At 59.7% G+C, this 25,026-nt stretch carries 24 protein-coding genes; 18 read left to right on the forward strand and 6 right to left on the reverse strand.

Features of this window, described 5'->3' with window-relative positions:
* Positions 1 to 22 precede the first annotated feature (22 nt).
* Both ACP0GE_RS15480 and ACP0GE_RS15485 read left to right on the forward strand, forming a co-directional pair.
* Entirely contained in the window at positions 23 to 670 is a 648-nt protein-coding gene (locus tag ACP0GE_RS15480) for a DUF1007 family protein (RefSeq protein WP_424832810.1), read from the forward strand.
* Entirely contained in the window at positions 655 to 1,575 is a 921-nt protein-coding gene (locus tag ACP0GE_RS15485; RefSeq protein WP_424832811.1) for a nickel/cobalt transporter, read from the forward strand. Before ACP0GE_RS15480 ends, ACP0GE_RS15485 begins: the two co-directional genes overlap by 16 nt.
* Here the strand turns inward: ACP0GE_RS15485 and truA are convergent.
* The gene (gene truA / locus ACP0GE_RS15490) at positions 1,572 to 2,336 is read right to left on the reverse strand and encodes a tRNA pseudouridine(38-40) synthase TruA (RefSeq protein WP_424832812.1); all 765 of its coding nucleotides are present in this window, start codon (positions 2,334 to 2,336) and stop codon (positions 1,572 to 1,574) included. The two genes, ACP0GE_RS15485 and truA, sit on opposite strands and share 4 nt — an antisense overlap.
* A 107-nt stretch (positions 2,337 to 2,443) precedes the next feature.
* Here truA and ACP0GE_RS15495 point away from each other — a divergent pair, with 107 nt between their 5' ends.
* The 8 genes from ACP0GE_RS15495 to ACP0GE_RS15530 all read left to right on the forward strand — a co-directional run bounded on the left by ACP0GE_RS15495 (position 2,444) and on the right by ACP0GE_RS15530 (position 13,232).
* Entirely contained in the window at positions 2,444 to 3,859 is a 1,416-nt protein-coding gene (locus ACP0GE_RS15495) for a YcjX family protein (protein WP_424832813.1), read from the forward strand.
* On the forward strand, positions 3,856 to 4,311 hold the full coding sequence (locus ACP0GE_RS15500) for an N-acetyltransferase family protein (RefSeq protein ID WP_424832814.1): 456 nt from the start codon (positions 3,856 to 3,858) through the stop codon (positions 4,309 to 4,311). Before ACP0GE_RS15495 ends, ACP0GE_RS15500 begins: the two co-directional genes overlap by 4 nt.
* Complete coding sequence (locus tag ACP0GE_RS15505) at positions 4,304 to 5,293, forward strand: YcjF family protein (protein ID WP_424832815.1); 990 nt, start codon at positions 4,304 to 4,306, stop codon at positions 5,291 to 5,293. The genes ACP0GE_RS15500 and ACP0GE_RS15505 overlap by 8 nt, the downstream gene beginning before the upstream one ends.
* Positions 5,294 to 5,347: 54 nt before the next feature.
* Positions 5,348 to 6,058 (forward strand): VIT1/CCC1 transporter family protein, encoded by a 711-nt coding sequence (locus tag ACP0GE_RS15510; protein WP_424832816.1) that lies wholly within the window; start codon positions 5,348 to 5,350, stop codon positions 6,056 to 6,058.
* A gap of 236 nt (positions 6,059 to 6,294) precedes the next feature.
* Positions 6,295 to 9,015: a DUF2339 domain-containing protein gene (locus tag ACP0GE_RS15515; RefSeq protein ID WP_424832817.1), complete on the forward strand. Its 2,721-nt coding sequence runs from the start codon at positions 6,295 to 6,297 to the stop codon at positions 9,013 to 9,015.
* A 164-nt stretch (positions 9,016 to 9,179) separates the two neighbouring features.
* Positions 9,180 to 12,092 carry an isoleucine--tRNA ligase gene (gene ileS, locus ACP0GE_RS15520; RefSeq protein ID WP_424832818.1) on the forward strand — a complete coding sequence of 971 codons (2,913 nt, stop codon included), beginning with the start codon at positions 9,180 to 9,182 and terminating at the stop codon, positions 12,090 to 12,092.
* A 137-nt stretch (positions 12,093 to 12,229) separates the two neighbouring features.
* On the forward strand, positions 12,230 to 12,688 hold the full coding sequence (locus ACP0GE_RS15525; RefSeq protein ID WP_424832819.1) for a methylated-DNA--[protein]-cysteine S-methyltransferase: 459 nt from the start codon (positions 12,230 to 12,232) through the stop codon (positions 12,686 to 12,688).
* 76 nt (positions 12,689 to 12,764) lie between these two features.
* Entirely contained in the window at positions 12,765 to 13,232 is a 468-nt protein-coding gene (locus tag ACP0GE_RS15530; protein ID WP_424832820.1) for a hypothetical protein, read from the forward strand.
* 2 nt (positions 13,233 to 13,234) lie between these two features.
* Here the strand turns inward: ACP0GE_RS15530 and ACP0GE_RS15535 are convergent, their stop codons facing one another.
* From ACP0GE_RS15535 to fsa, 4 genes are all read right to left on the reverse strand, one after another.
* Positions 13,235 to 13,930 carry a CDP-alcohol phosphatidyltransferase family protein gene (locus ACP0GE_RS15535; RefSeq protein ID WP_424832821.1) on the reverse strand — a complete coding sequence of 232 codons (696 nt, stop codon included), beginning with the start codon at positions 13,928 to 13,930 and terminating at the stop codon, positions 13,235 to 13,237.
* A gap of 91 nt (positions 13,931 to 14,021) precedes the next feature.
* Positions 14,022 to 14,942, reverse strand: a complete 921-nt coding sequence (locus ACP0GE_RS15540) for a tyrosine recombinase XerC (RefSeq protein WP_424832822.1) — start codon at positions 14,940 to 14,942, stop codon at positions 14,022 to 14,024.
* Positions 14,939 to 15,646: a DUF484 family protein gene (locus ACP0GE_RS15545; RefSeq protein ID WP_424832823.1), complete on the reverse strand. Its 708-nt coding sequence runs from the start codon at positions 15,644 to 15,646 to the stop codon at positions 14,939 to 14,941. Before ACP0GE_RS15545 ends, ACP0GE_RS15540 begins: the two co-directional genes overlap by 4 nt.
* 198 nt (positions 15,647 to 15,844) lie before the next feature.
* The gene (fsa, locus tag ACP0GE_RS15550; protein WP_152457215.1) at positions 15,845 to 16,498 is read right to left on the reverse strand and encodes a fructose-6-phosphate aldolase; all 654 of its coding nucleotides are present in this window, start codon (positions 16,496 to 16,498) and stop codon (positions 15,845 to 15,847) included.
* A gap of 88 nt (positions 16,499 to 16,586) precedes the next feature.
* Here fsa and ACP0GE_RS15555 point away from each other — a divergent pair, with 88 nt between their 5' ends.
* The 4 genes from ACP0GE_RS15555 (at position 16,587) to ACP0GE_RS15570 (ending at position 21,484) form a co-directional block, all read left to right on the forward strand.
* Positions 16,587 to 18,782 (forward strand): primosomal protein N', encoded by a 2,196-nt coding sequence (locus ACP0GE_RS15555; RefSeq protein ID WP_424832824.1) that lies wholly within the window; start codon positions 16,587 to 16,589, stop codon positions 18,780 to 18,782.
* A gap of 79 nt (positions 18,783 to 18,861) precedes the next feature.
* Positions 18,862 to 20,094, forward strand: a complete 1,233-nt coding sequence (locus tag ACP0GE_RS15560) for an MFS transporter (RefSeq protein WP_424832825.1) — start codon at positions 18,862 to 18,864, stop codon at positions 20,092 to 20,094.
* A gap of 68 nt (positions 20,095 to 20,162) precedes the next feature.
* Positions 20,163 to 21,041: a 50S ribosomal protein L11 methyltransferase gene (locus tag ACP0GE_RS15565; protein ID WP_424832826.1), complete on the forward strand. Its 879-nt coding sequence runs from the start codon at positions 20,163 to 20,165 to the stop codon at positions 21,039 to 21,041.
* Between the two features lie 98 nt (positions 21,042 to 21,139).
* Positions 21,140 to 21,484 carry a hypothetical protein gene (locus ACP0GE_RS15570; RefSeq protein WP_424832827.1) on the forward strand — a complete coding sequence of 115 codons (345 nt, stop codon included), beginning with the start codon at positions 21,140 to 21,142 and terminating at the stop codon, positions 21,482 to 21,484.
* A 110-nt stretch (positions 21,485 to 21,594) separates the two neighbouring features.
* Here ACP0GE_RS15570 and ACP0GE_RS15575 read toward each other — a convergent pair whose 3' ends face one another.
* A complete protein-coding gene (locus ACP0GE_RS15575; protein WP_424832828.1) occupies positions 21,595 to 21,810 on the reverse strand; it encodes a DUF1127 domain-containing protein in 216 nt (71 codons plus the stop codon).
* A 327-nt stretch (positions 21,811 to 22,137) separates the two neighbouring features.
* Here ACP0GE_RS15575 and ruvC point away from each other — a divergent pair, with 327 nt between their 5' ends.
* From ruvC to ACP0GE_RS15595, 4 genes are all read left to right on the forward strand, one after another.
* The gene (gene ruvC / locus ACP0GE_RS15580) at positions 22,138 to 22,635 is read left to right on the forward strand and encodes a crossover junction endodeoxyribonuclease RuvC (RefSeq protein ID WP_424832829.1); all 498 of its coding nucleotides are present in this window, start codon (positions 22,138 to 22,140) and stop codon (positions 22,633 to 22,635) included.
* Positions 22,632 to 23,309, forward strand: a complete 678-nt coding sequence (gene ruvA, locus ACP0GE_RS15585; RefSeq protein WP_424832830.1) for a Holliday junction branch migration protein RuvA — start codon at positions 22,632 to 22,634, stop codon at positions 23,307 to 23,309. Before ruvC ends, ruvA begins: the two co-directional genes overlap by 4 nt.
* A 4-nt stretch (positions 23,310 to 23,313) precedes the next feature.
* A complete protein-coding gene (ruvB, locus tag ACP0GE_RS15590) occupies positions 23,314 to 24,333 on the forward strand; it encodes a Holliday junction branch migration DNA helicase RuvB (protein WP_424832831.1) in 1,020 nt (339 codons plus the stop codon).
* 63 nt (positions 24,334 to 24,396) lie between these two features.
* Positions 24,397 to 25,020 carry a hypothetical protein gene (locus ACP0GE_RS15595; protein WP_424832832.1) on the forward strand — a complete coding sequence of 208 codons (624 nt, stop codon included), beginning with the start codon at positions 24,397 to 24,399 and terminating at the stop codon, positions 25,018 to 25,020.
* Positions 25,021 to 25,026: the final 6 nt, after the last annotated feature.

A 25,026-nucleotide genomic window follows, 5' to 3' on the forward strand; every position in this document is an offset into this window, starting at 1 on the left:
CACCAGCCCCTATCTTTCGCCCATGCGTTGGATGATCCCATTCCTGACCTGTTGGCTGCCGCTGCCCGCGTTGGCGCACCCGCATGTCTTCGTCGACACGGGGTTGGAGTTTGTTGTGAACGATGCCGGTCACCTGACCCATGTTCGGGTGACCTGGGCCTATGATGATCTCTACTCGTTGCTGGTTTTGGAAGACTTGAAACTGGATCAGGATGGGGACGGTCTGTTGACCGAGGTCGAACAGCACTATCTGTCCGGTTTCGATGCGCAATGGATGGACGGCTACAACGGTGATCTCGTCGTTTTTGCCAATGACCAGCCGGTTGCGTTGTCCGGACCAATGGAGCCAACGGCGACCACCGAAGACGGTCGTATAGTCACAAGCCACCTGCGCGCGGTCACCGACGCCTCTGTGCCTGCCAGCGCGATACTGGCAAAGGCATATGACGAGACCTTCTACACAGCTTATGAAGTCACACGTCCCGTTACCGTCACAGGTCTGAATGAATGTCAGATCGACCGGCTGGAGCCGGATATCGACGGGCAACTCGCGCAGATGCAGGCGTTTCTGTTGACGCTGGATGCGGATTACGATCTGGAGGAAAACGATATCCCGCTTGTCGGGGAAAGCTTTGCGACTGAGATCCGCATTTCATGTCCAAACACCTGATTATCCCGGTCACCATCGCCTGCGTCTTGTTGCTATGGTTCTGGGGCAGCGGTGGGTTTGACAGCCTCGCGACCTGGGCCGCTGGTGAGCAACGGGTGTTTCAGAATCAAATTGCCCGTTCCCTGCGCGCCGTTCGGGCCGAACAACCCGAGGCCGTCGCTACCCTGCTGACCGTGTGTTTCGCCTATGGGTTTTTCCACGCTATCGGTCCGGGCCACGGCAAGGTGTTGATCGGCGGCTACGGCCTTGGTCGCCGTGTTGCTTTCTGGCGTTTGTCTGCGATCAGTGTTTTGTCGAGCCTGGGTCAGGCTGTTACGGCGGTTGTTCTGGTTTACACAGGTGTTTTGATCTTTCAAATGTCGCGGCAGAACCTTGTCGGAGCGACCGAACAAGTAATGGCCCCGATAAGCTATGCCGCTATCGCTGCAATTGGCCTTTGGTTGGTATTTCGTGCTGTGCGCGGATTTTCCCGACGGTATCGAGCCGCGAAACCCCACGCCCCTGACCACCATCACCATGACCATCACCACGATGACGTTTGTTCGGATTGTGGCCATCGCCATGGCCCCAGCCCCGAAGAGGTCGCCAATGCCGGCAGCCTGCGCGAGGCGGTTGTCTTGATCGCAGGCATTGCCGTGCGGCCTTGCACGGGCGCGCTGTTTGTTCTGATCCTAACCTGGCAGATGGGCATCGCAGTGGTTGGGATTGCCGGTGCGTTCACCATGGCGCTGGGGACGGCCATGGTGACTACGCTGGTCGGCTGGACGTCCTTCGGGTTGCGCGGCGGGTTGCTGGCCTCGGCATCGGCCACGCGTTTTGCCTCGGTACTTGCGCCGACAATTGAACTTGTCGCTGGGATCATGATCGTGGCGATCGCAAGCGGGCTGCTGTTGCGCGCGCTTTAGAACACCGGGTCCGGGTATCCGACCCGCGCCAGATACAGACCCTGTGGCGGGCAGACCGGTCCACAGGCAGCACGGTCAACAGCATCAAGCGCATCACGGACATCCCCAGGCGTCCATGCCCCGGCTCCGACACGTTCCAGCGTCCCGACAAAGCTGCGTACCTGATTGTGCAGGAATGACCGGGCGCGGACGTGGAAATGCACTTCGGGGCCGGAAAAACCTTCGACTTGCTCCACACACAGCTCATCCAGCGTTTTGACCGGGCTCGCGGCCTGACAGATCGAAGACCGGAAGGTCGTGAAATCATGTCGCCCGATCAGCATGTCCGCGCCAGCCTGCATGGCGTCAACGTCCAACATGCGGTTGATCTGCCAGACCTGACCATTGTCATGAGTCGCAGGCGCGCGCCGCATCAGGATACGGAACAGGTACTGCCGCTCGACCGCTGAAAAACGCGCGTGCCAGTCATCGTCAACCCGCGCGGCCTTTACGATGGCAACCGGCTGCGGTTTGAGGTGATAGTTCAGCGCCTCGGACAGGCGGAACGGGTCCCATTCCTTGACCAGATCGCAATGCGCAACCTGTCCCAACGCGTGAACGCCCGCGTCGGTTCGCCCGGCGGCGGCAATCGTGTGGTCCCCCGGCTGAATGCGCGATAGGGCCTCTTCGATGGCGCCCTGAACCGACGGCAGCTCTTTCTGCCGCTGCCATCCGGCAAACGGTTCCCCCTGATATTCCACTTTCAACGCATATCTCGGCATGAGGCGCTGGTATCGCGCCCGGACGCTGCGGGCAAGAGCGGGAAAGCTCTGGCATGTCCGGGAGCGGCTACCTATCTTGGGCAAAACGAAAATTGCGGGGCGACGGCTTGGTCATCTCATCACTGGCAGACAGTTTTGTGCGCGGAGTCGAATCCATCGGCGACAGCGTGTCCGAGACTTTTTTCGAACCGGTGATCCGGCTGGGCGTCACCGGATTGGCGCGGTCGGGCAAGACCGTCTTCATTACTTCGCTGGTGGCAAATCTATTGGACCGAGGTCGCATGACCGGTTTGGTTGCCCAGCAAGAGGGGCGGATCACCGCGGCCTATCTGCAGCCGCAGCCCGACGATACCGTGCCCCGTTTTGACTACGAGGCGCATCTGGCCGCACTGACCGGGCCGACACCGCATTGGCCGGACAGCACCCGGGCCGTGTCGGAGTTACGCCTTTCCTTTAAGGTGCGACCGGGCGGTTTGCTGTCGGGGCTTCAGGGTCCGCGAACGCTTCACCTTGATATTGTGGATTATCCGGGCGAATGGCTGTTGGACCTTGCCCTGTTGGACAAGTCTTATGTCGATTGGTCGACGGAAACTCTGACACGGATCGAAAGCCGCGATCAGGCTGCCGAATATGTCGCCAGTGCAAAAGCTGCTGATCCCAGCGCACCGCATGATGAACTAACGGCACAAGCACTGGCGCGCGGATTCACGGAGTACCTGAACGCAGCTCGTGACGCCGGGTTCTACGACTGCACACCGGGCCGCTTCCTATTGCCCGGCGATCTGGCCGGGTCACCGGTTTTGACCTTCGCACCTTTGCCCATCATGGGCCCGTCCCAGCGCCGAACTTTGCAGCGCGAGATGGAGCGACGGTATGAGGCCTACAAGGCGCAGGTCGTCAAACCGTTCTTCCGCGATCATTTCGCCCGGATCGACCGGCAGGTCGTCTTGGTTGATGCGCTGGGCGCTATTCACAAAGGGCCGCAGGCAGTTGAGGATATGCGCCGAGCCATGGCCGACATTCTGGCTGCTTTCCGGCCCGGGCGGAATGCGTGGCTCAGCCAGTTGCTGCTGGGTAAACGGGTGGAACGTATCCTCTTTGCCGCTACCAAGGCCGATCATCTGCACCACCTGCAACACCCGCGTCTTACGGCCATAATGGAAGCGCTGACACGCGACGCCCGCGACCGCGCCGATTTTGCCCGTGCGGAAACTGCGGCGCTGTCGCTGGCATCCCTGCGCGCGACAACCGAAGAAATGCGCAGCCATAACGGGACAGAGCTGCCCTGTGTCCGCGGCACCTTACTGGACAGCGGCAAACAGGCAGCGTTTTACCCGGGTGATCTGCCCGAAGACCCCTCGCATCTGTTGGGGCCTGCGCGAAACGGGGCAGAGGGCTGGCTGGGTGAGGATTATGGGTTCATGGCCTTCGCGCCTGCACCCCTGACCCTGCAACCCGGAGATGGCCCGCCCCATATTCGGCTGGACCGCGCGGCCCAGTTCTTGATCGGAGACCGCTTGTGACTGCCCATCTCCGCCCTGCGCGCAGCACAGATGCCGGGCGTACCGGTGAAATCCTGCACGGGTTTGCACAGGAGAATCCGTGGATGCCCAAGTTGCATTCCTGCGCAGAAACTATCGCGTTCTGCGGCTGGATGATCGATCAGGGTTGGGTCACGGTGGCCGAAACCGAAGACGGTGTGGTCGGATTTCTGGCGCTTAACGGGCAGGATATTCACTCGCTCTACCTGACGGAAGCCGCGCGGGGGCAGGGGATTGGCTGCCAGTTATTGCAAAACGCCAAATCGAGCCAGCCCTCCCTGTCCTTGTTTGCGTTTCAGGCCAATGGCCGTGCATGTCGGTTTTATGAACGCAATGGATTTACCGAAGTTGCACGCAGCGATGGGGCCGACAATGACGAAAACCTGCCCGACATAAAATATGTCTGGCGCAGTGAGGAGGCGGCCCATGGCTAAAGGCCCAGTAGTGATAGACCTCGACGATGATGCACTGGGTGCGGATGTTTCGCAGGCCCCACCGGTTCCGGATGTCGGGATGCCACAGGGGCAGGCCATGCAGAGTGCCGCACGGTTTGCGGCACGCAAGCCGTCCGCCTTGTCGCGCTGGTTCTGGGGGCTGGCTCTGGCCGTTGTCGGCGCGGTCGTCTCGGTCGCGGCGTGGGATTTCGCGGTCTCGCTGCTGGATCGCTCACCGATTTTGGGCGGCATCGTCACCGGGCTGATTGTCGCATTGTTGTTGGTGGTGCTGGTGATTGCGCTACGCGAACTGGCCGCAATCGGCCGCCTGTCGCGTGTGGACGGGATGCGCTGCGCCGCTGATGCAGCGCTGGCCGAGGATGATCTGACACAGGCGCGCGCTGTCACCAACCGGCTGCTTTCATTTTACAGCAGCCGTGAGGAAACCCGATGGGGCCGCGACCGTTTGCGGGAGCGGATGGGGGATCAGTTTGATGCCTCGACCCTGCTGGCACTGGCCGAGGATGAAGTGCTGGCCCCGCTGGACGCCGCCGCCAGTCGCGAGGTTGAGGCTGCCGCCAGACAGGTCGCGACCGTGACTGCGCTGGTGCCGCTGGCGCTGGCAGACGTTGTTACGGCGCTTGCGGCCTCGCTGCGCATGATCCGGCGAATTGCCGAGATCTACGGCGGTCGCGCCGGGTTTTGGGGAAGCTGGCGTCTGACCCGTGCGGTGTTTGTCCACCTGGTTGCGACAGGGGCGGTGGCGGTCGGTGATGATCTGCTAGAGCCTATTCTGGGCGGCTCGGTCCTCAGCAAACTCTCACGCCGGTTCGGGGAAGGTTTGGTCAACGGCGCACTCAGCGCCCGCGTCGGTGTCGCCGCGATGGAGGTCTGCCGCCCGCTACCGTTCTCCGATAGGCATAAACCCTCAACACGCGGGATGATCAAACGCGCGTTGGGCGGGTTGTTTTCGCGGACTTGATCTGAGGCAAAGCCATGGTCACGCTGGTCCTGCATAACAAGGACGGAGCCAGCCATGACCGAACACGGCCACAGCCAGCAAGAAATTGAGGCGCGCATCAACGCACCACCCGGTCGCGGTGTGCTGCGTGACGTCGTGTATGGCGGCATTGACGGATCGGTCACCACCTTTGCCATCGTTGCAGGGGTGGCCGGGGCGGGTCTTTCCTCTTTTGTTATCGTCGCGCTCGGGCTGGCCAATGTGCTGGCGGATGGGTTTTCCATGGCGGCGGGAAACTATTCGGGCACCAAGGCTGAACTGGACAACATTCGCCGGATTCGTGCCATTGAGGAACGTCACATCCGACTCTACCCGGATGGTGAACGGGATGAAGTACGCGAGATTCTGTTGCAGAAGGGGCTGGCCGGTCAGGTTTTGGAGGATGCCACAGATGCGATCACAGCCAACCGCGAAAACTGGATCAACCTGATGATCGAAGGTGAGTACGGGCTGGGCAGTGTCGACCCACACCCGGTCAAGGCCGCGATGGCAACGTTTCTGGCGTTTTTGGTTGCCGGAATGATACCTCTGCTGCCGTTTTTGTTATCGGTTCCAAATGCCTTTGTGACCTCGGCTTGGATGACGATGGGCGTTTTCTTTGCCATCGGGGCGTTGAAAAGCCGGTGGTCTTTGTCTCCGTGGTGGCGTTCGGGATGTGAGACCTTTGTGATCGGTGGCGTGGCGGCGTTGATTGCTTATCTCGTCGGGTCTTTGTTCCACCCGTGAGGCGCCTTGGCCGTAGAAAGCCAGACGGGTCTGGTCGGTCCATGTGTACTGCTCACCTGCGGAGTTCCGGCATTTCTAGCCGCGCTGGTTGCCTTCTGGCTGATGCCGGGGCGTCCGGGCTTTGCGTGGCCGTGACTCGGACGCGGCTGCAACAGGCTGATTTCATCTGAAATTCCAGACTATTACCCACCCGGCGGGCAGGTTAATCTGGTTTGAATTCCGTTGGGAGATATCTGTTGGATCTTGCGCTTGTCCTTGTCGGCCTGATTGTTCTGGCCATTCCGGTATCGATCATCGGTTTGCTGATTGGGCATGCGCGTTTGCGCAGGCGGATCGAGATGCTGGAGCGGCGAATTGCCCAAGGCGGCTTGCCAGAGCCAGACTCTTTAGTCGAAAAACCGGCACCCGAGCCCGAAGCGCCCGAGAGCCAAAAGGCGGAGACACAGCCCGGCCCTTGGGCTGCCAAGGTTCGCCCGCCGCAGGATGAAGACCAAACCGAAGACTCCCAAAAACCCGAGGTAGCAGAGACACCGGCGGCTGTCGTGCTGCGTCAGGACAGGTTCGCCGCGCTGGGCGCGTGGATGCGTGACAGCTGGTTCTATGCGGTGTCCGCTCTGTCGCTGGCTTTGGCGGGCATATTCCTTGTCCAATATGGCGTTGAAAACGGTCTGCTGCCGCCCTCGGCTCGGGTTTTGGCGGCGCTGGCCTTTGGTGTCGTGTTGATTATCGCGGGCGAAATCGTGCGTCGGCGGTTCGGGGACGGCGAATCCTCCGCGACCGCCTATCTGCCCTCGGTCTTTTCCGGTGCCGGATTGGTTACCCTGTTCGGTGGGGTTCTGGCCGCCCGCCAGCTCTATGGTCTGATCGGAGCTGAGGCAGCGCTGGTTGGTATGGTCGTGATCGCCCTGGCTGGTCTGATCCTGGGCTGGTTCCACGGGCCGCTCCTGGCTGCCGTGGGATTGATTGGCGGCTTTGCAGCGCCCTTTGTTGTCGGGGGTTCGTCCGAAGACCCCAGCTGGCTATATGGCTATTTCCTTATGCTTGCCATTCTGGGTCTTGGAATCGACACGGTGCGCCGGTGGGCGTGGATATCGGTGCTGACATTGCTTGCCGCCTACACATCCACATTCCTGCTGGTTGTGTCGTCCCCGTCAACAGAACCTGCCTATCTAACCTGTGTCTCGGTCGTCGCGCTTATTGCTATCGCGATACCCGTGCGCCGGGTCTGGCCGAACCATGACGGCACTATGATCCTCGAGATCGTCCAGCGCAAAAAGGGCGATCCCTGGCCCGAATTTCCAACTCGGTTGGCCTTTGGCGCTGTGGCTGTCAGTTCAGCTATCCTGTCGCTGTTTTGGGCAAACTCAGTGGCCGAGTTCTGGTTGGTCGTGACCCTTCTGACGGCATTGACGTTGGCGGTGATGGTATGGGCCGAAAATGCGCGGGCGTTACAGGACATCACCCTTTTCCCCGCTTTGGGTCTTGTTTGGTTTGTGTTCGCTCATGGCGTGAATGGCGGCCCGGTCGAACGTATATTTGCGAATACTTATGCCGAGACTGTCGAGGCTGATACGCCCTTCGTGATCACCATTCTGGTGGCCATAGGCTTGGTGATTTCCGGTCTGGCGGCTTGGCGTTCCCTTCGCGCACCGAACTACAAAGCGATCTGGGCTGGAGCGGCGGCTGTATTCGCACCCGCGATGGCAATCGCCTTGGAAATAGGCTGGCGTCCCGCGATCGTGATCGGGGCCTATCCTTGGGCCTTGCATGCGATTGTGTTGGGCGCGTTCATGGTAGTGTTGGCAGAACGCTTTTCCCGGGCAGATGGGCCGGATCGGATGCGCCCGGCTCTGGCCGCGTTGTCCGCCTTGTCTTGCCTGGCCTTTGCCTGCGTTATCGTGCTCAGTTCGGCGGCTCTTACCATTGCCCTGGTGGCAACTGTTATTGTGGCCGCTGCATTGGACCGCAAGTTCACGTTACCACCGATGACCTGGTTCATCTGGGTGGGTGTGTTTACGGTCACCGTTCGTCTGGTGCTGAACCCCGGTCTCGACTGGGCCGATACCGCACCTGTTTCAGAACTGGCACTGGTCTATGGTGGCGCCACGCTGGGTTTCCTGATCGCGTGGTGGCAGCTACGGCCTCTGACACGGCCGGTCGCCGCGCTGCTGTTAGAGAGCGCGGCTTGGGCAACAGGCGGAATTCTGTTGTCTTTGTTGCTGCTGCGGTGGTTGGAAGGATTTGGCGAAGGCGGTGCGAAAGACAGCCACTGGGGTCTGGGTCTGTTGTCGGTTATCTGGCTGCTGCTTGCGTATGCTCAGGTTCAGCGGTTCGAACTCGGCGGCAAGCTGAACTACGCACGCTACCTGCTGGCGGCCTTTTTTGCGGCACACGGTATTGCCCGATTGGCTCAGGCTCTGACCGACGCAAACCCGCTGCTTGTGCCCAACACCGATCCGGTGTTGGGCCTGCCGGTTGTGAACACCCTCGCCGTGGCATACCTTCTGCCTGCGTTGGCGATGGCGATGTCAGCCTGGCGTTTGCCATTGATGCCGGTCCGATTGCGGCAGGTCAGCTTTGGGGCGGCCGGGATTCTCGCGACCATTTGGTTGGGCTTGATGATCCGCCATTTCTGGCAGGGGTCTGCGGGAATGTATGAAGGCAACGGCGTCACCCAGCCCGAGCTTTACACCTATACTCTAACGTTGCTGGTCATTGGTGGAGCCCTGTTCTATCAGTCTCTGGCGCGTCACTCTGATCTGATGCGCAAGGCAGGATTGGCGGTCATTGGGTTGGCCGTCGCCAAGGTGTTTCTGATCGATATCGCCGGTTTGGGCGGTCTGATCCGGGTGTTCTCATTATTGGCACTGGGCCTCGCGCTGGCGGGTCTTGCGTGGCTGAACCGCTGGGCCATGCTGCGCCATTCGCCGCAGGGCTCGGAACCTATGGACGATTAGGCGCGAGCATCCTATAAGCGCGGCCATGCATGACCGTCTGGCCATCATTATTCGAATTATATCCCCGGCGCTCTGATATCGCGAGACGCCGGGCAAAGGTGCTTGAGACTTCGCACTGACCGCTTCGATCCATACACGACAAGATCATCCTGAGGACGCCCCCAATGTGCGCCGACACGACCCAAACACCTGATTACAAAGACACGCTGAACCTGCCCAAAACCGACTTTCCCATGCGCGCCGGCCTGCCCAAGCGCGAACCCGCATGGCTGGAACGCTGGGAGACCATCGGCGTCTATGACCGCCTGCGCGAGAAAGAGGGCCGTAAGCCCTTTACCCTGCACGATGGTCCCCCCTATGCGAACGGCCACCTGCACATCGGCCACGCGCTGAATAAGACCATCAAGGACATGATCGTGCGGTCCCATCAGATGATGGGTTTCGACGCGCGTTACGTGCCCGGTTGGGACTGCCACGGTTTGCCCATCGAGTGGAAGATTGAGGAACAGTACCGTAAGAAGGGCAAGAACAAGGACGAGGTGAACATCGTCGACTTCCGTCAGGAATGCCGCAAGTTCGCCGAGGGTTGGATCGACATCCAGCGCGAAGAGTTCAAGCGTCTGGGCATCACCGGCAACTGGCCCGATCCCTACATTACCATGGACTATCACGCCGAGGCGGTGATCGCCGACGAGTTCATGAAGTTCCTGATGAACGGCACGCTGTATCAGGGCTCGAAGCCCGTTATGTGGTCGCCGATTGAAAAGACAGCTCTGGCCGAGGCCGAGGTCGAGTATCACGACAAGGAGAGCTTCACGATCTGGGTGAAGTTCAAAGTCGTGAACGCCGGGGATCTGTATGATGCGTTTGTCGTGATCTGGACGACCACCCCGTGGACCATGCCGTCCAACAAGGCGGTCGTTTTTGGCAAGGACATCTCTTACGGCCTGTACGAAGTCACCGGCGCTCCGGAAGAATGCTGGGCTGCGGTTGGCGACAAGTTCCTGCTGGCCGACAATCTGGCCGCCGATGTTCTGGGCCGCGCCCGTCTGAACGACGATCAGTGGACCCGCGTCCGTGACGTGACCACTGATGAACTGACAGGTGTGCAACTGACCCACCCGCTGGCCGGAGCCGAGGGTGGCAATGGCGAATGGGATGACATCCGTGATTTCCGCGCCGCTGACTTCGTGACCGATACTGAGGGGACCGGCTTCGTCCACTGCGCGCCGTCCCACGGTATGGAAGAATTCGAACTCTATCGCGATCTGGGGATGCTGGAGCAGGTCATCACCTATAACGTGATGGACGATGGCTCTTTCCGTGCCGATCTGCCGTTCTTTGGCGGTAAGTTCATCCTGTCCCGCAAGGGTGGTGAAGGTGATGCGAACAAGGCCGTCATCGACAAGCTGGTCGAGGTCGGCGGGCTGCTGGCGCGCGGCAAGATCAAGCACAGCTATCCGCATTCGTGGCGCTCGAAGGCTCCGATCATCTATCGCAACACTCCGCAGTGGTTTGCATCCGTTGACCGCAAGCTGGACGATGGCATGGGCGAGATGGGGGATACCATCCGCGAACGCGCCCTGCGCTCGATCGACGAGCTGGTGAAATGGACCCCGCAGACCGGCCGTAACCGACTGTATTCCATGATCGAAGCGCGCCCCGATTGGGTTCTGTCGCGCCAGCGCGCCTGGGGCGTGCCGCTGACATGCTTTACCAAGAAGGGCGCTCTGCCCACCGACGCGGATTACCTGTTGCGCAACGAAGATCTCAACGCGCGCATCAAGGCCGCGTTCGAGAAAGACGGCGCGGATATCTGGTATACCGATGGGTTCAAGGAGAAGATCCTCGACGGCATCGCCAACCCCGAGGACTACGATCAGGTGTTTGACGTACTGGACGTGTGGTTCGACTCGGGTTCGACCCACGCCTTTGTTTTGCGCGACCGTGAAGACGGGACCGAAGACGGCATCGCCGATGTTTACATGGAAGGCACCGACCAGCACCGGGGTTGGTTCCATTCGTCGATGCTGCAAGCCTGTGGCACCAAAGGCCGTGCGCCCTATCGCAACGTGGTGACCCATGGCTTCACGCTGGACGCCAAGGGCAACAAGATGTCCAAATCGCTGGGCAACACCATCGTGCCGGAAGAGGTCGTCAAGCAATACGGTGCTGATATCCTGCGTCTGTGGGTGGCCCAGACCGACTATACCGCCGACCAGCGGATCGGGCCGGAGATCCTGAAAGGCACCGCCGACAGCTATCGCCGCCTTCGCAACACTATGCGGTTCATGCTGGGATCATTGGCGGACTTCACCGAGGCCGACCGCGTCGCGCCCGAGGATATGCCGCGTCTTGAACGCTGGGTGCTCAGCCGTTTGGCGGAGCTGGATGAGCAGGTCCGCAAGGGCTATGCCGCGTTCGATTTCCAGGGCGTGTTCAGTGCCGTGTTCACCTTTGCCACGGTTGATCTGTCGTCCTTCTATTTCGACGTCCGTAAGGACGCGCTGTATTGCGATGGCGACAGCCTGCGCCGTCGTGCCGCGCGGACCGTTCTGGATATCCTGTTCCATCGCCTGACCACATGGCTTGCCCCGGTTCTGGTCTTTACCATGGAAGAGGTCTGGTTGGAGCGCTTTCCGGGCGACGATAGCTCGGTCCATCTGGTCGATTTCCCGGACACTCCAGCCGACTGGCGTCATGCCGAGTTGGAAGAGGCCGTCGCTAAAGTGCGCCGTGTGCGCCGCGCAGTAACCGCTGCGCTGGAGGTTCAACGTCAGGACAAAGTCATCGGCTCCAGTCTGGAGGCTGCGCCGATTGTGCATGTCGAGGACCCGGAAACCCGCGATCTGCTGTCTACATTCGACGTGGATGATCTGTGCATCACTTCCGGACTGACCGTTTCAGGCGATCCGGCCCCGGCCGAGGCCTTCCGCGTGCCCGAAATCGAAGGCGTTGGCGTTGTTTTCGAAAAAGCCGAGGGCGAGAAGTGTCAGCGTTGCTGGAAGATCTTGCCTGATGTGGGCCGTCACGCTCACCCGGGTGTTTGCGGGCGCTGCAACGAAGCGCTTGGCTGATACCGTGGCGATAGTGTGAGCGGCGGAGCCTTTTGCGAGGCTCTGCTTCGCGCTCCGAGGTATTTGTGAACAGAAGAAGGGTTAAATCGTCAAGAAACGGGTTGCCGGGTTGGCCCGTCCTCTGCCAGCATCACCCCATGGGACTGATTGCGATAGAGACCCGTTTCGGGCGTTTGGGTGTTGTTGAGGAAGATGAGGCCATCGTCCGTCTGACCTGGGATGGTGCCGAGGGCGACCCGGACTCACCCTTGCAGCGCGAGGCGGCGGCGCAGTTGCAGGCCTATGATGAGGGGCGTTTGCAGCAGTTCGACCTGCCCTATCGGATCAAGGGGTCCGAGTTTCAGCGCCGCGTGTGTGACGCCATGTTTGCAATCCCCTTTGGTGATACGCGGACTTATGGCGAGATTGCCAAAGAGCTTGGGTATTCGGCGCAGGCCGTCGGAAAGGGCTGCGGCGGCAATCCCATTCCGATCATCATACCGTGTCATCGCGTTTTGGGCGCGGATGGCAAAATGGTCGGGTTCTCGGGTCAGGGCGGCGTAGAAACAAAGGTCGCGCTGTTGCGGCACGAAGGAGCGGCAGGACTGCTGATCTGAGGGCAGGATTTCTATTGCATTCCGCCTTTGCGGGCTCCAACCTATATTCGTTACTGAATTTGAGGGATTGTATTGGATGGCTGGCCCGACTGACGCCGCTGCGCGCAAGAAGATCATTGTTGAACGCCTGATGTCGCTGGAAGAGCAGGAACTGGCGACCGCGCAGGCGCATTACGACGCGTTTCTGAAGGACGCTCAGCTGGACGACCGTGAAGGGCATGACAAGGATGACATCGCCGCCTCGCGTGAGAATGCGGATCTGGCGGCGGCGTTTGATGCGCCGGTTCACGCCCACCATGCCAAGATCGATGTGATCGAGAATACCGATTTTGGCCTGACCGATACGGTGCGTCCCGGTGCGGTGATCAAGTTCAACAACCGCAGGTTTGTTGTCTGTGTCTCGACCACCCGGTTTGATGTGGATGGAAAGACTTACATGGGCATTTCAACGCAAAGCCCGATTTTTCTGGCCATGGCGGGGCTGCAGCAGGGCGACGTGTTTACCCATAACGGCACTGAATTTGAAGTGCAGGAAGTGCTGTAAATTCAGGTTTTGCGCGGCGGAATGATCTGCTGCGCAATACCGGCAAAGGTCAGATACAGGCTGGTAATCACCAGACCCCAATGGGCCCAGCTTTCGGGATGGAAATCGACCCAGGCCGCCCAACCGGCAAAGAAGGTCCAGGCAAAGGCCATCGGCAGCGACAATGACCGCCACCGCTCGGTCCGGACCGGGTGGATGAACTTCAGCGGCAGGAACATTGCCAGCGACAGTAGGGTCACCAGAGTCAGAATGACCCAGAAATTGGGTTCGAGCGCGAAGATCACGATAACGAACATGTTCCAGCAGCCGGGAAAGCCGGAAAAGGAATTGTCCTTGGTTTTCATGCGCGTATCAGCAAAGTACATCGCACTGGCAAAGGTGATCACGATGATCGCGAACCAGCCGGTCCAGCCATCCATCAGCCCGGATTTGAACAGCGCAAAGGCGGGAATGAACACATAGGTCAGGTAGTCGATGATCAGGTCCAGCAGCACCCCATCAAATTCGGGGGCGTTGTGCTTGACATGGTAGTGCCGGGCCAGGGGCCCATCGATGCCGTCCACAATAAAGGACACCACCAGCCACAGATACATCAGGCTCCACTTCTCTTCGACCGCGGCCAGCATGGCGAGCATGGCAAAAACAGCGCCGGTGGCAGTGAAGAGATGGACGGCAAGCGCTTTGAATCTGAGTGTCATGCAGGTGTCATGTACGATGCGTGACACAGATGCAAAGCAAAAAGCCGATTGACGGCCAAGTGTGCCGAAACTGTTTGTTTTTTGTCGAGCATCACGCCTTGGGATGGGCGCGATTGTAAACTTCCATCAGCCGCGCGGTATCGACCGCTGTGTAGGTTTGCGTTGTGGACAGGGACGCATGGCCCAGCAGTTCCTGAATAGAGCGCAAGTCGCCTCCGGCGGACAGCAGGTGGGTGGCAAAGCTATGGCGCATGGCATGGGGGGTGGCCGTTGCGGGCAGGCCCAGCTGCATGCGTGCCTTGGCCATTACCCCCTGAATGGCACGTGGGTTCAACGCACCACCGCGAACGCCGCGAAACAAAGGCGCGTCGGGGGATTGAGGATGTGGGCACAGGCGCAGATAGCGGTCAACTGCGGCTTGCGCGGCTGGCAGGACCGGGACGATCCGCTCCTTGTCGCCTTTGCCGACAATGCGCAATGTCTCGGGTAGGGGGGCGTCGGTACCTTTCAATGACAGGGCCTCGGATATTCGCAGGCCGCAGCCGTAAAGCAATGTCACGACCGCTACATCCCGTGCAGCGACCCAGTCTGGGGTCGACTGTAACTCGACCGTGTCGATCATGGCGCGGGCGGCGTCCTGAGCCAAAGGGCGGGGCAGTTTCTTGGTGAATTTGGGCGCGCGGGTGGACAAGACGGCGGTTGGTTCGAACCCCTCTCGTTCTGCCAGCCAGCGATAGAAGCTTTTGACCGCTGACAATTTGCGCGCCAAGGACCGGGCCCCAACGCCCGAGGCGCGCTGATCGGCCATCCAGGCCCGCATGTCCGATACGGTGATCCGTGCCAGCGCCGCCAGCCCCTGACGCTCACTGTGATGCAGCGTGATGAAAGACAGGAATTCGGTTACATCCCCGCCATAGGCCTTTTGCGTATTATCCGATCGCCCTGCAATCGCCTTCAGACTGTCCAGCCAATGCTGCAGCGCGTCGCGGCAGGCCGGAGAGATGAGGCTCACGACAGCCAGTGACGCATCGAGCGTTCGAACACGCCAGAGAAAAAGGCCAAAAGATCGGTGCCAAGTTGCGGGGTGAAGTGGCGCGGGTCCTTGGCGCCCATCACGATCATTCCGGGCAGACGACCGGTGCCGAAATTCAGTTTCATGCAGGCCTCGGACCGAAGATGGTCAATCTTGTCGCCATAGATCAGTCGGTTTGGCTGTCGAACCTCGCGCAGGAGAATGTCGCGCGCTGGGGCGGGGCGGTCTTTTGCCATGTATTTGTCGACAAAGCCGGGCTCAACGATTTTGAGTACACCGCCAAGCTTTTCAACGGCCGGGTCGTCGCGCACGGCAGTGGTTTCGAGGATCAATGTCAGTTGGTCCACCCGCAGGATATCGGCCACGTCACTGCCGAGCACGCGCAAAAAATCCTCGAATTCGACTGGTTCAAGCAGGCGCAGGATGGCGCGGTGTACCTGGTTGGTGCCTGCTAGGTTTTCGTAAGCTGCGGCAATGACAGAGCGGTGGGTGTCTTCCAGCCGATCCAGTCTGTTTTCGAGCCGCTGCATCGCGATGCCCCGCAGGTCGATAATGTTTTCGCCCCGGGCTTGCTCATTCGCGGCCACAAGGGCCTGCATTAGGTCCTGATCATCCAGCACAGCATCAGGTTCAGCCAGAATAGCCGCGCGGAGATTGTCCTTGAGTTTTGAATTACTGCTCATGTCCCGTCCGGTCATTTTTTGTTTTGGCGGCTTATAACATGAGTTGACGGATTTGCCTTGGCAAAAATGCACGCTCTGGTGGATTTCCTTGCCTGTTGTGGCGCGGGTGCTCCCGCCCGGAAGGCTCTGATCGCAGATCAGATCCATCCGGTTGGGCTGGGCGCGGCGTCTGACGGCACCGCGCAGTCGCGTATTGGATCAGAGGATTTTCTGACCAGTCTTGGCCCAGTCAGCCAAGAAGGTTTCCAGGCCTTTGTCGGTCAGGGGGTGATCGGCCAGCTTTTTGATCACAGCAGGGGGTGCGGTGATGACGTCTGCACCAATGCGGGCGCTGTCCGTCACGTGGTTTACGGTGCGGATCGAGGCGGCGAGGATTTCGGTCTCGAACCCGTAATTGTCATAGACCTGACGGATATCCGCAATCAGGTCCATGCCATCCAGGTTGATGTCGTCCAGCCGCCCAATGAAGGGTGAGATGAAGGTTGCGCCCGCTTTGGCTGCCAAAATCGCTTGGTTGGTCGAAAAACACAGGGTCACGTTGACCATCTGGCCTTCGTCACTGAGCGTTTTGCAGGTTTTCAGGCCCGCCCAGGTCAGCGGCACTTTGACCGCGATGTTCGGTGCGATCTTGGCCAGCTTGCGGCCTTCGGCGATCATGTCATCGGCCTCGGTGGCTACGACCTCTGCCGAGACCGGACCGTCTACCAGATCGCAGATTTCTTTGGTCACTTCCAGAATGTCGCGACCGGATTTCAGGATGAGCGAAGGGTTGGTGGTTACGCCGTCCACCATGCCCAAATCGTTCAGTTCGGCGATGGCGTCGATCTCGGCTGTGTCTACGAAGAATTTCATGCGGGCAGTCCTTTGATGGGTTGGCCTTGGTCGCGGATGGCTTTACCCCAAAGAGAGACATGCTGAAACCCCCTGACAAGGATATGCGGTGAGCACTCAGGAGTATTTCGACCAAGGAGAGCTGGTGGCGGTACTGACCACGCAACCGCTGGACCGGACGCTGGATTACAAAGCGCCCGAGGGCGGGTGTTTTCTGGGCGCCTTTGTCGAGGTGCCGCTGGGCCCGCGCAAGGTTCTGGGCGTGGTTTGGGGGCCGGGGCAGGGTGGATTTGATCTGGCCAAGGCGCGGTCGGTGATCCGGGTGCTGGATGTCGCGCCGATGCGGGAAGAGATGCGCTTGTTTCTGGGGAAGGTGGCCGACTACACGCTGACGCCGATGCCTGCAATGCTGCGTCTGGCGACTCGTGCGCCGGGGTTGGGTGACCCACCTTCGATGCGCAAGATCTATCGCCTTGGAAGTGGCGAACCGGACCGGATGACAGATGCGCGGAAGCGCGCTCTGGAAGTGTTGCGCGACTACGGCGGGCTGGCATTCACGCTGAAAGAGCTGGCCGAGCAGGCTGGAGTGACCTCATCGGTTGTGAAAGGCTTGGTGAAACAAGGCGCGGTGCGGGAAGAAGATAGCCCACGCGATCTGCCCTATCCGCGTCTGGACCCGGACCTGCCGGGGAAGGACTTGACAGAAGATCAGGCAGCGGCGGTTTCGCGGCTGCAGGCCGGTCAGCGCACAGGTGACTATGGTACTACGCTGCTGAAGGGCGTGACCGGATCGGGCAAGACCGAGGTATATCTGGAGGCCGTGGCCGAAGCACTCCGCATGGGGCGGCAGGCTTTGGTGTTGCTGCCTGAAATTGCTTTGACCGCTGAATTCCTGACCCGGGTTGAGGCGCGGTTTGGCGCGCGACCCGCCGAGTGGCACTCGGGCGCGACCATGACCGAACGTCGCCGGGTCTGGCGGATGGTCGGACAGGGCGATGCACAGCTTGTCGTTGGTGCGCGGTCGGCCTTGTTCCTGCCGTTCCGCGATCTGGGGTTGGTGGTGGTCGATGAAGAACACGACACCTCATACAAACAGGAGGACGGCGTGCATTACAGCGCGCGTGACATGGCGGTGCTGCGCTCGGCCATTTGCGGGGCGCGGGTAATTCTGGCCAGCGCGACGCCGTCGCTGGAGAGCTGGGTGAATGCCGAGGCGGGCAAATATGAACGGCTCGACCTGACCGCGCGATTTGGGGCGGCGATGTTGCCCGAGATGAAACCCATTGATATGCGGGCCGAGCAGATGCAGTCAGGGACGTGGATTTCGCCCTCACTACGGCAGGCGGTGCGGCAGCGGATCGAACGCGGCGAGCAGTCACTGCTGTTCATCAACCGTCGTGGGTATGCGCCCGTGACCCTGTGCAGGGCCTGTGGCGAGCAGATTGCCTGCGACCATTGCGATGCGCGGATGGTCGAGCATCGGTTCCTCAAACGTCTGATGTGCCATCAATGCGGTGAGACCAAGCCAATGCCCGAGGCCTGCCCATCTTGCGGTGTCGAGGGCAAGCTGGCCCCGGTCGGCCCGGGGATTGAGCGGCTGGCGGAAGAGGCTGAGGCGACGTTTCCCGAAGCAAAGATCGCGATGCTGAGTTCCGATCTGTTTGGCTCGGCTCGGGCGCTGAAGGCCAAGATCGAAGAGATCGCCGAAGGTGACGCCGATATCGTTATTGGTACGCAACTGGTGGCCAAGGGGCATAACTTTCCCAAGCTGACGCTGGTAGGGGTCATTGATGCCGATCTCAGCCTGCACGGGGCTGACCTGCGCGCGGCAGAGCGGACGTTCCAGCTGATGCGGCAGGTTGCAGGGCGTGCAGGGCGTGCCGATAAGCCGGGGCAGGCGTTGCTGCAGACCTTTCAGCCGGAACATCCGGTGATCCGTGCCATTTTATCAGGTGATGAAGAAGGGTTCTGGAAAGCCGAAGCTGCTGGAAGACAAGCCGCAGGCGTTCCGCCCTATGGGCGCATGGCTGGGATCGTACTGTCGGGGCCCGAGGTTGGGCCGGTCTTTGACATCGGCAACACAATGGCACGCAACGATCAGTCGCTGCGTCAGATCGGGGCGCAGGTCTTTGGCCCGGCCCCGGCTCCGATTGCGCGCATCCGGGGCCGCCACAGAGTGCGGCTGCTGGTCAAGGCCCCTAAAGGCGCGCCTATTCAGGACGCGATCGCCCGCTGGATCGCACCATTGCGCCTTAAAGGCGACATCCGCCTGACCGTAGATATCGACCCGCAGAGCTTTTACTGACATCTGCACCAATGCAGAAGCCATGTGCGCCAGCTGCTTCCCCCTCGCCAAACCGCAAAAATGGGCGTAGAGGACTCTCATGCCGAAACCTATGCCACTTTCCGAGGCGCGAAGCCTGCCGTTCTGGCGTCGGCCCATGACGCTGCTGTTCATGATGGCGCTGATGATGCCCATCGCGTTCAACGGCTGGAGTGCGCTATTGAACAACTTCGTAATCGAAGTGGCGAATTTCGACGGGGCGGATATCGGTCTGCTGCATACGGTGCGCGAGATTCCCGGATTTCTCGCAGTTGGCGTGATCGCTGTTATCATTTTTATCCGGGAACAGGTTCTGGCGATGATCTCTCTGATCATGCTGGGTGTGGCCACGGCGGTGACGGCCTGGTTTCCCAGCTTGGGCGGATTGCTGTTTGTGACGCTCTTCAGTTCAATCGGGTTTCACTACTACGAAACGGTGAACCAATCCCTACAACTTCAGTGGTTGCCCAAGGATCGCGCTCCGCAGGTGCTGGGCTGGCTGGTGGCGATGGGGTCGGCGGCGACGGCGGTTGTCTATGGGCTGATCGTGCTGACCTGGGACCGGTTCGACCTATCCTACAACACTGTGTTCATGGCGGCAGGCGGCGTGACCGCGCTGCTGGCGCTGTTCTGTCTGTTCGCCTATCCGCAATTCGACGCGCCCACGCCGCAAACCAAAAAGCTGATCCTGCGCAAGCGGTATTGGCTGTACTATGCGCTGCAATTCATGGCCGGTGCGCGGCGGCAGATCTTTGTCGTTTTTGCCGGGTTCATGATGGTCGAGAAGTTCGGCTTCAAAGTGCATGAACTCACCAGCCTTTATCTAATCAACCTGATGATCAACATGATGGCCGCACCGCTGTTGGGCAAGGCGGTGGCCAGATTTGGTGAGCGCCGCACGCTGATCTTTGAGTATGCCGGTCTGGCCATCGTGTTCGCCGCCTATGGCGGTATCTACTGGTTCGGTTGGGGAGTATTGTTGGCGGCAATCCTCTATGTGATCGACCATGTGCTGTTTGCCCTCGCGCTGGCTTTGAAGACGTATTTTCAGAAGATCGCCGACCCGGCGGATATTGCGCCCACCGCTGCGGTGGCCTTCACCATCAACCATATCGCGGCTGTGTTCCTGCCTGCGCTGTTGGGGCTGCTTTGGGTCATATCGCCAGGTGCTGTCTTTGGCCTTGCGGCGGCAATGGCGCTGGTGTCATTGGCCCTGTCCCTGCTCATTCCGCGCCATCCCGAACCGGGAAACGAAACCATCTTGTCTAAATACGCCACTGCGCCCGCCGAATAGGCACCCATGCTTGACCTCGGCGGTCCGTGGCCCTAGGCGCTGTTTCAATCGAAACAGGAGCTTTCCCCATGCCTACATTCACAGCGCTGACCACCCTGACCGGTAAAAAAGCCGCCGAAGGTCTGGGCGAAGCGATGGAGCGATTGGACCCTGAACCCACCGGCGTTGGCGTGTTCGAGGTCGAAGACGGTTCGGGCCTGTGGGAGGTCGGGGGCTATTTCACCGAAACCCCGGATGAGGCTGCGCTGGCCTTGCTGGCGGCGGCGTTTGAAGCCAAGCCTTTTGTGGTTTCGGAACTGCCGGAAACTGACTGGGTTGCGCACGTTCGCCGGGAGTTGGCGCCTGTCGAAGCGGGTCGGTTTTTCGTGTATGGCGGCCATGATGCTGACAAGGTGCCCGCAGACAGCATCCCGCTTTTGATCGAGGCCGCCATGGCGTTTGGAACCGGGCATCACGGAACGACGCTGGGCTGCCTCAAGGCCCTGGATTGGCTACTGGAGCAGGGGTTCTCGGCCTCGAAAGTGGCTGACATTGGATGTGGTACGGCCGTGCTGGCGATGGCAGCCGCCCGAGTCTGGGAAGGTGACATTCTCGCCAGCGACATTGATCAGGTGGCCGTTGACGTCGCCGAAGCCAATCTTAAAGCCAATGGCATGAACGGTGCCGTGCAATGCATCGAAGCGGCAGGTTTCGATCATCCTGCCCTGAAGGCCCATGCACCTTATGATTTAATTTTCGCCAATATCCTGAAGGGCCCGCTTGTGGCGCTCGCGCCCGAAATCTCGGCCAATCTACGGGTCGGAGGGCAGGCGATTCTGTCTGGAATCCTTAACGAACAAGCCCAAGATGTGCTGTCCGTTTATTCTCAAAACGAGTTCAATCTTGCTAAAATCTCGGAAATTGGCGAGTGGACGACGCTAATCTTAACGAAACAGGGCGGAAATTAGGCCATTTACAGGAGTTTTCTGGAGTTTCGCCTCGGTTTTGTCGCATTCTGTATCTAACGTTACTGGATGAAATCGGGGGGCGGTTTTCGGAGGCTGCCATGACTGGAAAGCAACTTGAATTTGATCAGCGCGTGACGCAGCTGACCAAGAAACATCAGAAACTGAACCGCGGCTATCGTGCGACCATGCGGTCGGATGGGCTGGTGGTGATGAAGCCGCAGCGTGTACGCTCGGCCATCCCGGCTCGGGTTCTGATACTGGCCGTACTTGGCTTCTTTGCGTTCAAAGCGTTTTTGTTGGCACATCTCGGCGCAACGACCTACCAGAACCGCGTGGATAGCCTGAACGCCGGAACCTCGGTTGAAAAGGCGGGGGCATGGATCATGCAGATTGACCCGGTTTCCGATTTCCTTGCGCTTCAGATCAACAAGCTTCGTTTCTAGCCTGACGCGTCAGAGCGGGACAGGAATAAAAAACACCGCGTGCCGTGTGGCGCGCGGTGTTTTTTGCCCCTGAGGGAGGACGGGGCGCGTGAGTGGCGGTTCTGTGAACCTTAGTAGCGACGGCTTTCAGCAACGACGTCGATGTCGCCACGGCACATGCCAATGTCAGCCAGTTCGCGATCTGTCAGATCGCTCAGCGCGTTACGTGTCACGCGGGCGTCGTTCCATTCGATGACGGCGTTGTTTACCGATGCGAACAATGCGCCGATACGGCCGACGAGGCCGAATGAGCCAGTGGCAGTGCGGGAAGTGTCCAGTGCAGCCATATCCTGTTTCCTTCTGGTTTGAGTTACGTTCCTGTTACAAGGCGGCATCTAGTGCGGCTGTTTTGGCCGCGCAATAGCAGTTTTTGCATGTGTCCTATGCAGTTTCTGCAATGCTCGAAATGACTGTAATCCTCTTAAATATTTGGTGAATTCGCGTTCATAAAACAGGTCGATTTCTGACTTTTTGGAGTCGTAATCTGACCGGGGTGTCGCCGCAGGGACAGCTGTGTCGTTTTTGGACGTGAGGTCAATTCGCTTGGAAAATGTTCACGCTTCGTGCTATTCGATGAAAAAAGATCAAATAACCCGAGCAGGCCGAGGCGAAACATGCGAATTTTGGGCATTGATCCGGGTCTTAGGACCCTGGGATGGGGCGTCATCGAATCAAATGGCAGCCGCCTGAGCCATGTTTCGAATGGCCTTTGCAAGTCAGACGGGGACGATCTGGGCGAACGGTTGTTGTCGCTGCACAATCAGATCGTCGAGGTGATTGCCGAGCACCAACCGGATCAGGCGGCTATCGAACAGACATTTGTGAACAAGGACGGGGCAGGGACGCTCAAGCTGGGTCAAGCGCGGGGCGTGGCGCTGCTGACGTTGGCACAGGCCGGGTTGCCTGTTGGGGAATATGCGCCCAACCGGGTAAAGAAAACGGTGGTGGGTGTGGGGCATGCCGAGAAAGAGCAAATTCTGCATATGGTCAAATTGCAATTGCCCGGTTGTCAGCCCAAAGGCGCAGACGCGGCGGACGCGCTGGCGATCGCGATCTGTCACGCGTATTACGGCAAGACACAACAGTCGCGTTTGAAAGAGGTGGGGACATGATCGGCAAGCTGACAGGGCGGTTGGATTACCGCGCGGCGGATCACGTTCTGATCGATGTCAGAGGTGTCGGGTACATCGTCTATTGTTCGGACCGGACCATGGCCGCGCTGCCGGGCGTGGGAGAGGCTGTCTCAATCTACACTGACATGGTGGTGCGTGAGGATCTGATGCAGCTTTACGGGTTCCTGTCGCTGATCGAAAAGGAATGGCACCGATTGCTGTGTTCGGTACAGGGTGTTGGGGCCAAGGTCTCGCTCGCCATCCTGTCCGCGTTGGGCCCCGACGGGGTCAGCCGTGCAATTGCATTGGGCGACTGGGGGGCGGTCAAAGCCGCAAAGGGCGTTGGGCCGAAAACGGCCCAAAGGATCGTACTTGACCTCAAGGACAAGGCCCCAGGGGTCATGGCCATGGGCGGTACGGTGACCGAGGCGATGGACGGGCCAGGCCTTGAAGTCATTGAGCCGGCCGAGCCGTCATCCGCGCTAAGGCGTGCGGCGATATCTGGTTCCGGTTCGGCTGCCGCGTCTGCCGGAGCGCTGTCAGCCTTGTCCAATCTGGGGTATGGCCCGTCCGAGGCCGCGTCGGCTGTGGCAGAAGCTGCGGCAAGTCTGCCGGATGCAAGCGAGGCAGAACTGATCCGCGCGGCTCTGAAACTGCTGGCTCCGAAGGGGTAGATGAATGGTAGATGCTGATCCGACCCTGCGCCCCGAGCCGTTGCCCGAAGACAATGATCGCGCGCTGCGCCCGCAGGGGCTGGATGAATTCATCGGTCAGGCGGAAGCGCGGGCCAATCTGCGCATCTTCATCCAGTCGGCGCGCCAACGCGGTGAGGCGATGGATCATACGCTGTTTCATGGCCCTCCGGGGTTGGGCAAAACAACACTTGCACAGATCATGGCGCGTGAGTTGGGGGTGAACTTTCGCATGACGTCCGGGCCTGTATTGGCCAAGGCAGGCGACCTTGCGGCGATCCTGACCAATCTTGAAGCGCGTGATGTGTTGTTTATTGACGAGATTCACCGGCTAAACCCGGCGGTGGAAGAGGTTCTTTACCCCGCGATGGAAGATTTCGAACTGGACCTCGTGATCGGTGAAGGCCCGGCGGCTCGGACAGTTAGGATCGAATTGCAACCGTTCACGCTGGTAGGGGCGACGACGCGGATGGGTCTGCTGACAACACCGCTGCGGGACCGGTTTGGTATTCCAACGCGATTGCAGTTTTATACGGTGGATGAGCTGCATGAAATCGTCACGCGCAACGCGCGCAAATTGGGTGCCCCGGCGGATGATGATGGCGCGCGCGAAATCGCGCGACGCTCGCGCGGGACACCTCGGATCGCGGGGCGTTTGCTGCGCCGGGTTGTCGATTTCGCCATCGTCGAAGGGGATGGACGGATCACGCGCGACCTTGCGGATGGCGCCTTGACCCGGTTGGGCGTGGATAATCTGGGTCTGGATGGTGCGGACCGCCGCTATTTGACATTGATTGCCGAAAACTACGGCGGAGGGCCGGTCGGGATCGAAACGATGTCGGCCGCTTTGTCCGAGAGCCGGGATTCGCTGGAAGAGGTGATCGAGCCTTATTTGTTGCAGCAAGGATTGATTCAGCGCACACCGCGCGGGCGCATGTTGGTGCAGAAGGCCTGGACACATTTGGGAATGGCGCCCCCCCGAGGGCAGAACGATTTGTTCGGTTGAAGCCGCGCGCCAGAGTTTTTATGCCTTCGGCGAGAGTATTTTCGAAAAGATGAAGGGCTGGGCGTGACTCCGGAAGAGATCGAAGCGCTGTTCACGCGCGAAAGTGGTGATTTTTTGTTTGCGCGATGGGGGCGGCCGATTGTCCCGATTGTATTTGGTGTCGAGGATGAGACGCTGGCCACGGTCAAGGGCGCTTTTGAAGCGGTTGTGACGCTTGCGGGTCATAAAATGGCCGAGACCGACCCGGAACTTGGCGCCAATTGCATGGTTTTCTTTTTTCGCCAATGGCAGGAACTGCTTGAAGTTCCTGATTTGGATCGCCTGATCCCTGACCTTGCGCCTTTGGTGGATCGGCTGATTGCCGCAGAGGCCAATCAATACCGTATTTTTCGCTTTGAAGAAGACGGCGCGATCAGGGCGGGTTTTGTCTTTCTCAAAATGGACGCTGAGTTGTCGAAGATTCCTGCCGAGACCCTTGCGTTGAGTCAGGTGGTTCAGACGATCCTGCTGTGGTCGGATACCGCGTTTCGCGCCAAGTCCCCACTGGCGATTGCCGGGGAAACAACGATTTTACGACCGGATATCGCTTCGCTGATCCGCGCAGCCTACGATCCTGTCTTGCCCGGTGCGTCGCGGGATTCATCTCATGCGCTGCGCTTGTTTGCCCGGATGGAACAGCCTCAGTGATTTGGT

Source organism: Ruegeria sp. (assembly GCF_965243365.1).
GTDB lineage: Bacteria > Pseudomonadota > Alphaproteobacteria > Rhodobacterales > Rhodobacteraceae > Ruegeria.

Excerpts from the sequence above, each read along its gene's own strand:
- ACP0GE_RS15505 (WP_424832815.1), top strand. The coding sequence starts at position 4,304 with ATGGCTAAAGGCCCAGTAGTGATAGACCTCGACGATGATGCACTGGGT.
- ACP0GE_RS15535 (WP_424832821.1), bottom strand. The coding sequence starts at position 13,930 with ATGACACTCAGATTCAAAGCGCTTGCCGTCCATCTCTTCACTGCCACC.
- fsa (WP_152457215.1), bottom strand. The coding sequence starts at position 16,498 with ATGAAATTCTTCGTAGACACAGCCGAGATCGACGCCATCGCCGAACTG.
- ACP0GE_RS15575 (WP_424832828.1), bottom strand. The coding sequence starts at position 21,810 with ATGGCTGCACTGGACACTTCCCGCACTGCCACTGGCTCATTCGGCCTC.
- ACP0GE_RS15510 (WP_424832816.1), top strand. The coding sequence starts at position 5,348 with ATGACCGAACACGGCCACAGCCAGCAAGAAATTGAGGCGCGCATCAAC.
- ACP0GE_RS15565 (WP_424832826.1), top strand. The coding sequence starts at position 20,163 with ATGCCTACATTCACAGCGCTGACCACCCTGACCGGTAAAAAAGCCGCC.
- ruvB (WP_424832831.1), top strand. The coding sequence starts at position 23,314 with ATGGTAGATGCTGATCCGACCCTGCGCCCCGAGCCGTTGCCCGAAGAC.
- ACP0GE_RS15570 (WP_424832827.1), top strand. The coding sequence starts at position 21,140 with ATGACTGGAAAGCAACTTGAATTTGATCAGCGCGTGACGCAGCTGACC.
- ruvC (WP_424832829.1), top strand. The coding sequence starts at position 22,138 with ATGCGAATTTTGGGCATTGATCCGGGTCTTAGGACCCTGGGATGGGGC.
- ACP0GE_RS15525 (WP_424832819.1), top strand. The coding sequence starts at position 12,230 with ATGGGACTGATTGCGATAGAGACCCGTTTCGGGCGTTTGGGTGTTGTT.
- ACP0GE_RS15545 (WP_424832823.1), bottom strand. The coding sequence starts at position 15,646 with ATGAGCAGTAATTCAAAACTCAAGGACAATCTCCGCGCGGCTATTCTG.
- ACP0GE_RS15560 (WP_424832825.1), top strand. The coding sequence starts at position 18,862 with ATGCCGAAACCTATGCCACTTTCCGAGGCGCGAAGCCTGCCGTTCTGG.
- truA (WP_424832812.1), bottom strand. The coding sequence starts at position 2,336 with ATGCCGAGATATGCGTTGAAAGTGGAATATCAGGGGGAACCGTTTGCC.
- ACP0GE_RS15530 (WP_424832820.1), top strand. The coding sequence starts at position 12,765 with ATGGCTGGCCCGACTGACGCCGCTGCGCGCAAGAAGATCATTGTTGAA.
- ruvA (WP_424832830.1), top strand. The coding sequence starts at position 22,632 with ATGATCGGCAAGCTGACAGGGCGGTTGGATTACCGCGCGGCGGATCAC.
- ACP0GE_RS15485 (WP_424832811.1), top strand. The coding sequence starts at position 655 with ATGTCCAAACACCTGATTATCCCGGTCACCATCGCCTGCGTCTTGTTG.
- ACP0GE_RS15480 (WP_424832810.1), top strand. The coding sequence starts at position 23 with ATGCGTTGGATGATCCCATTCCTGACCTGTTGGCTGCCGCTGCCCGCG.
- ileS (WP_424832818.1), top strand. The coding sequence starts at position 9,180 with ATGTGCGCCGACACGACCCAAACACCTGATTACAAAGACACGCTGAAC.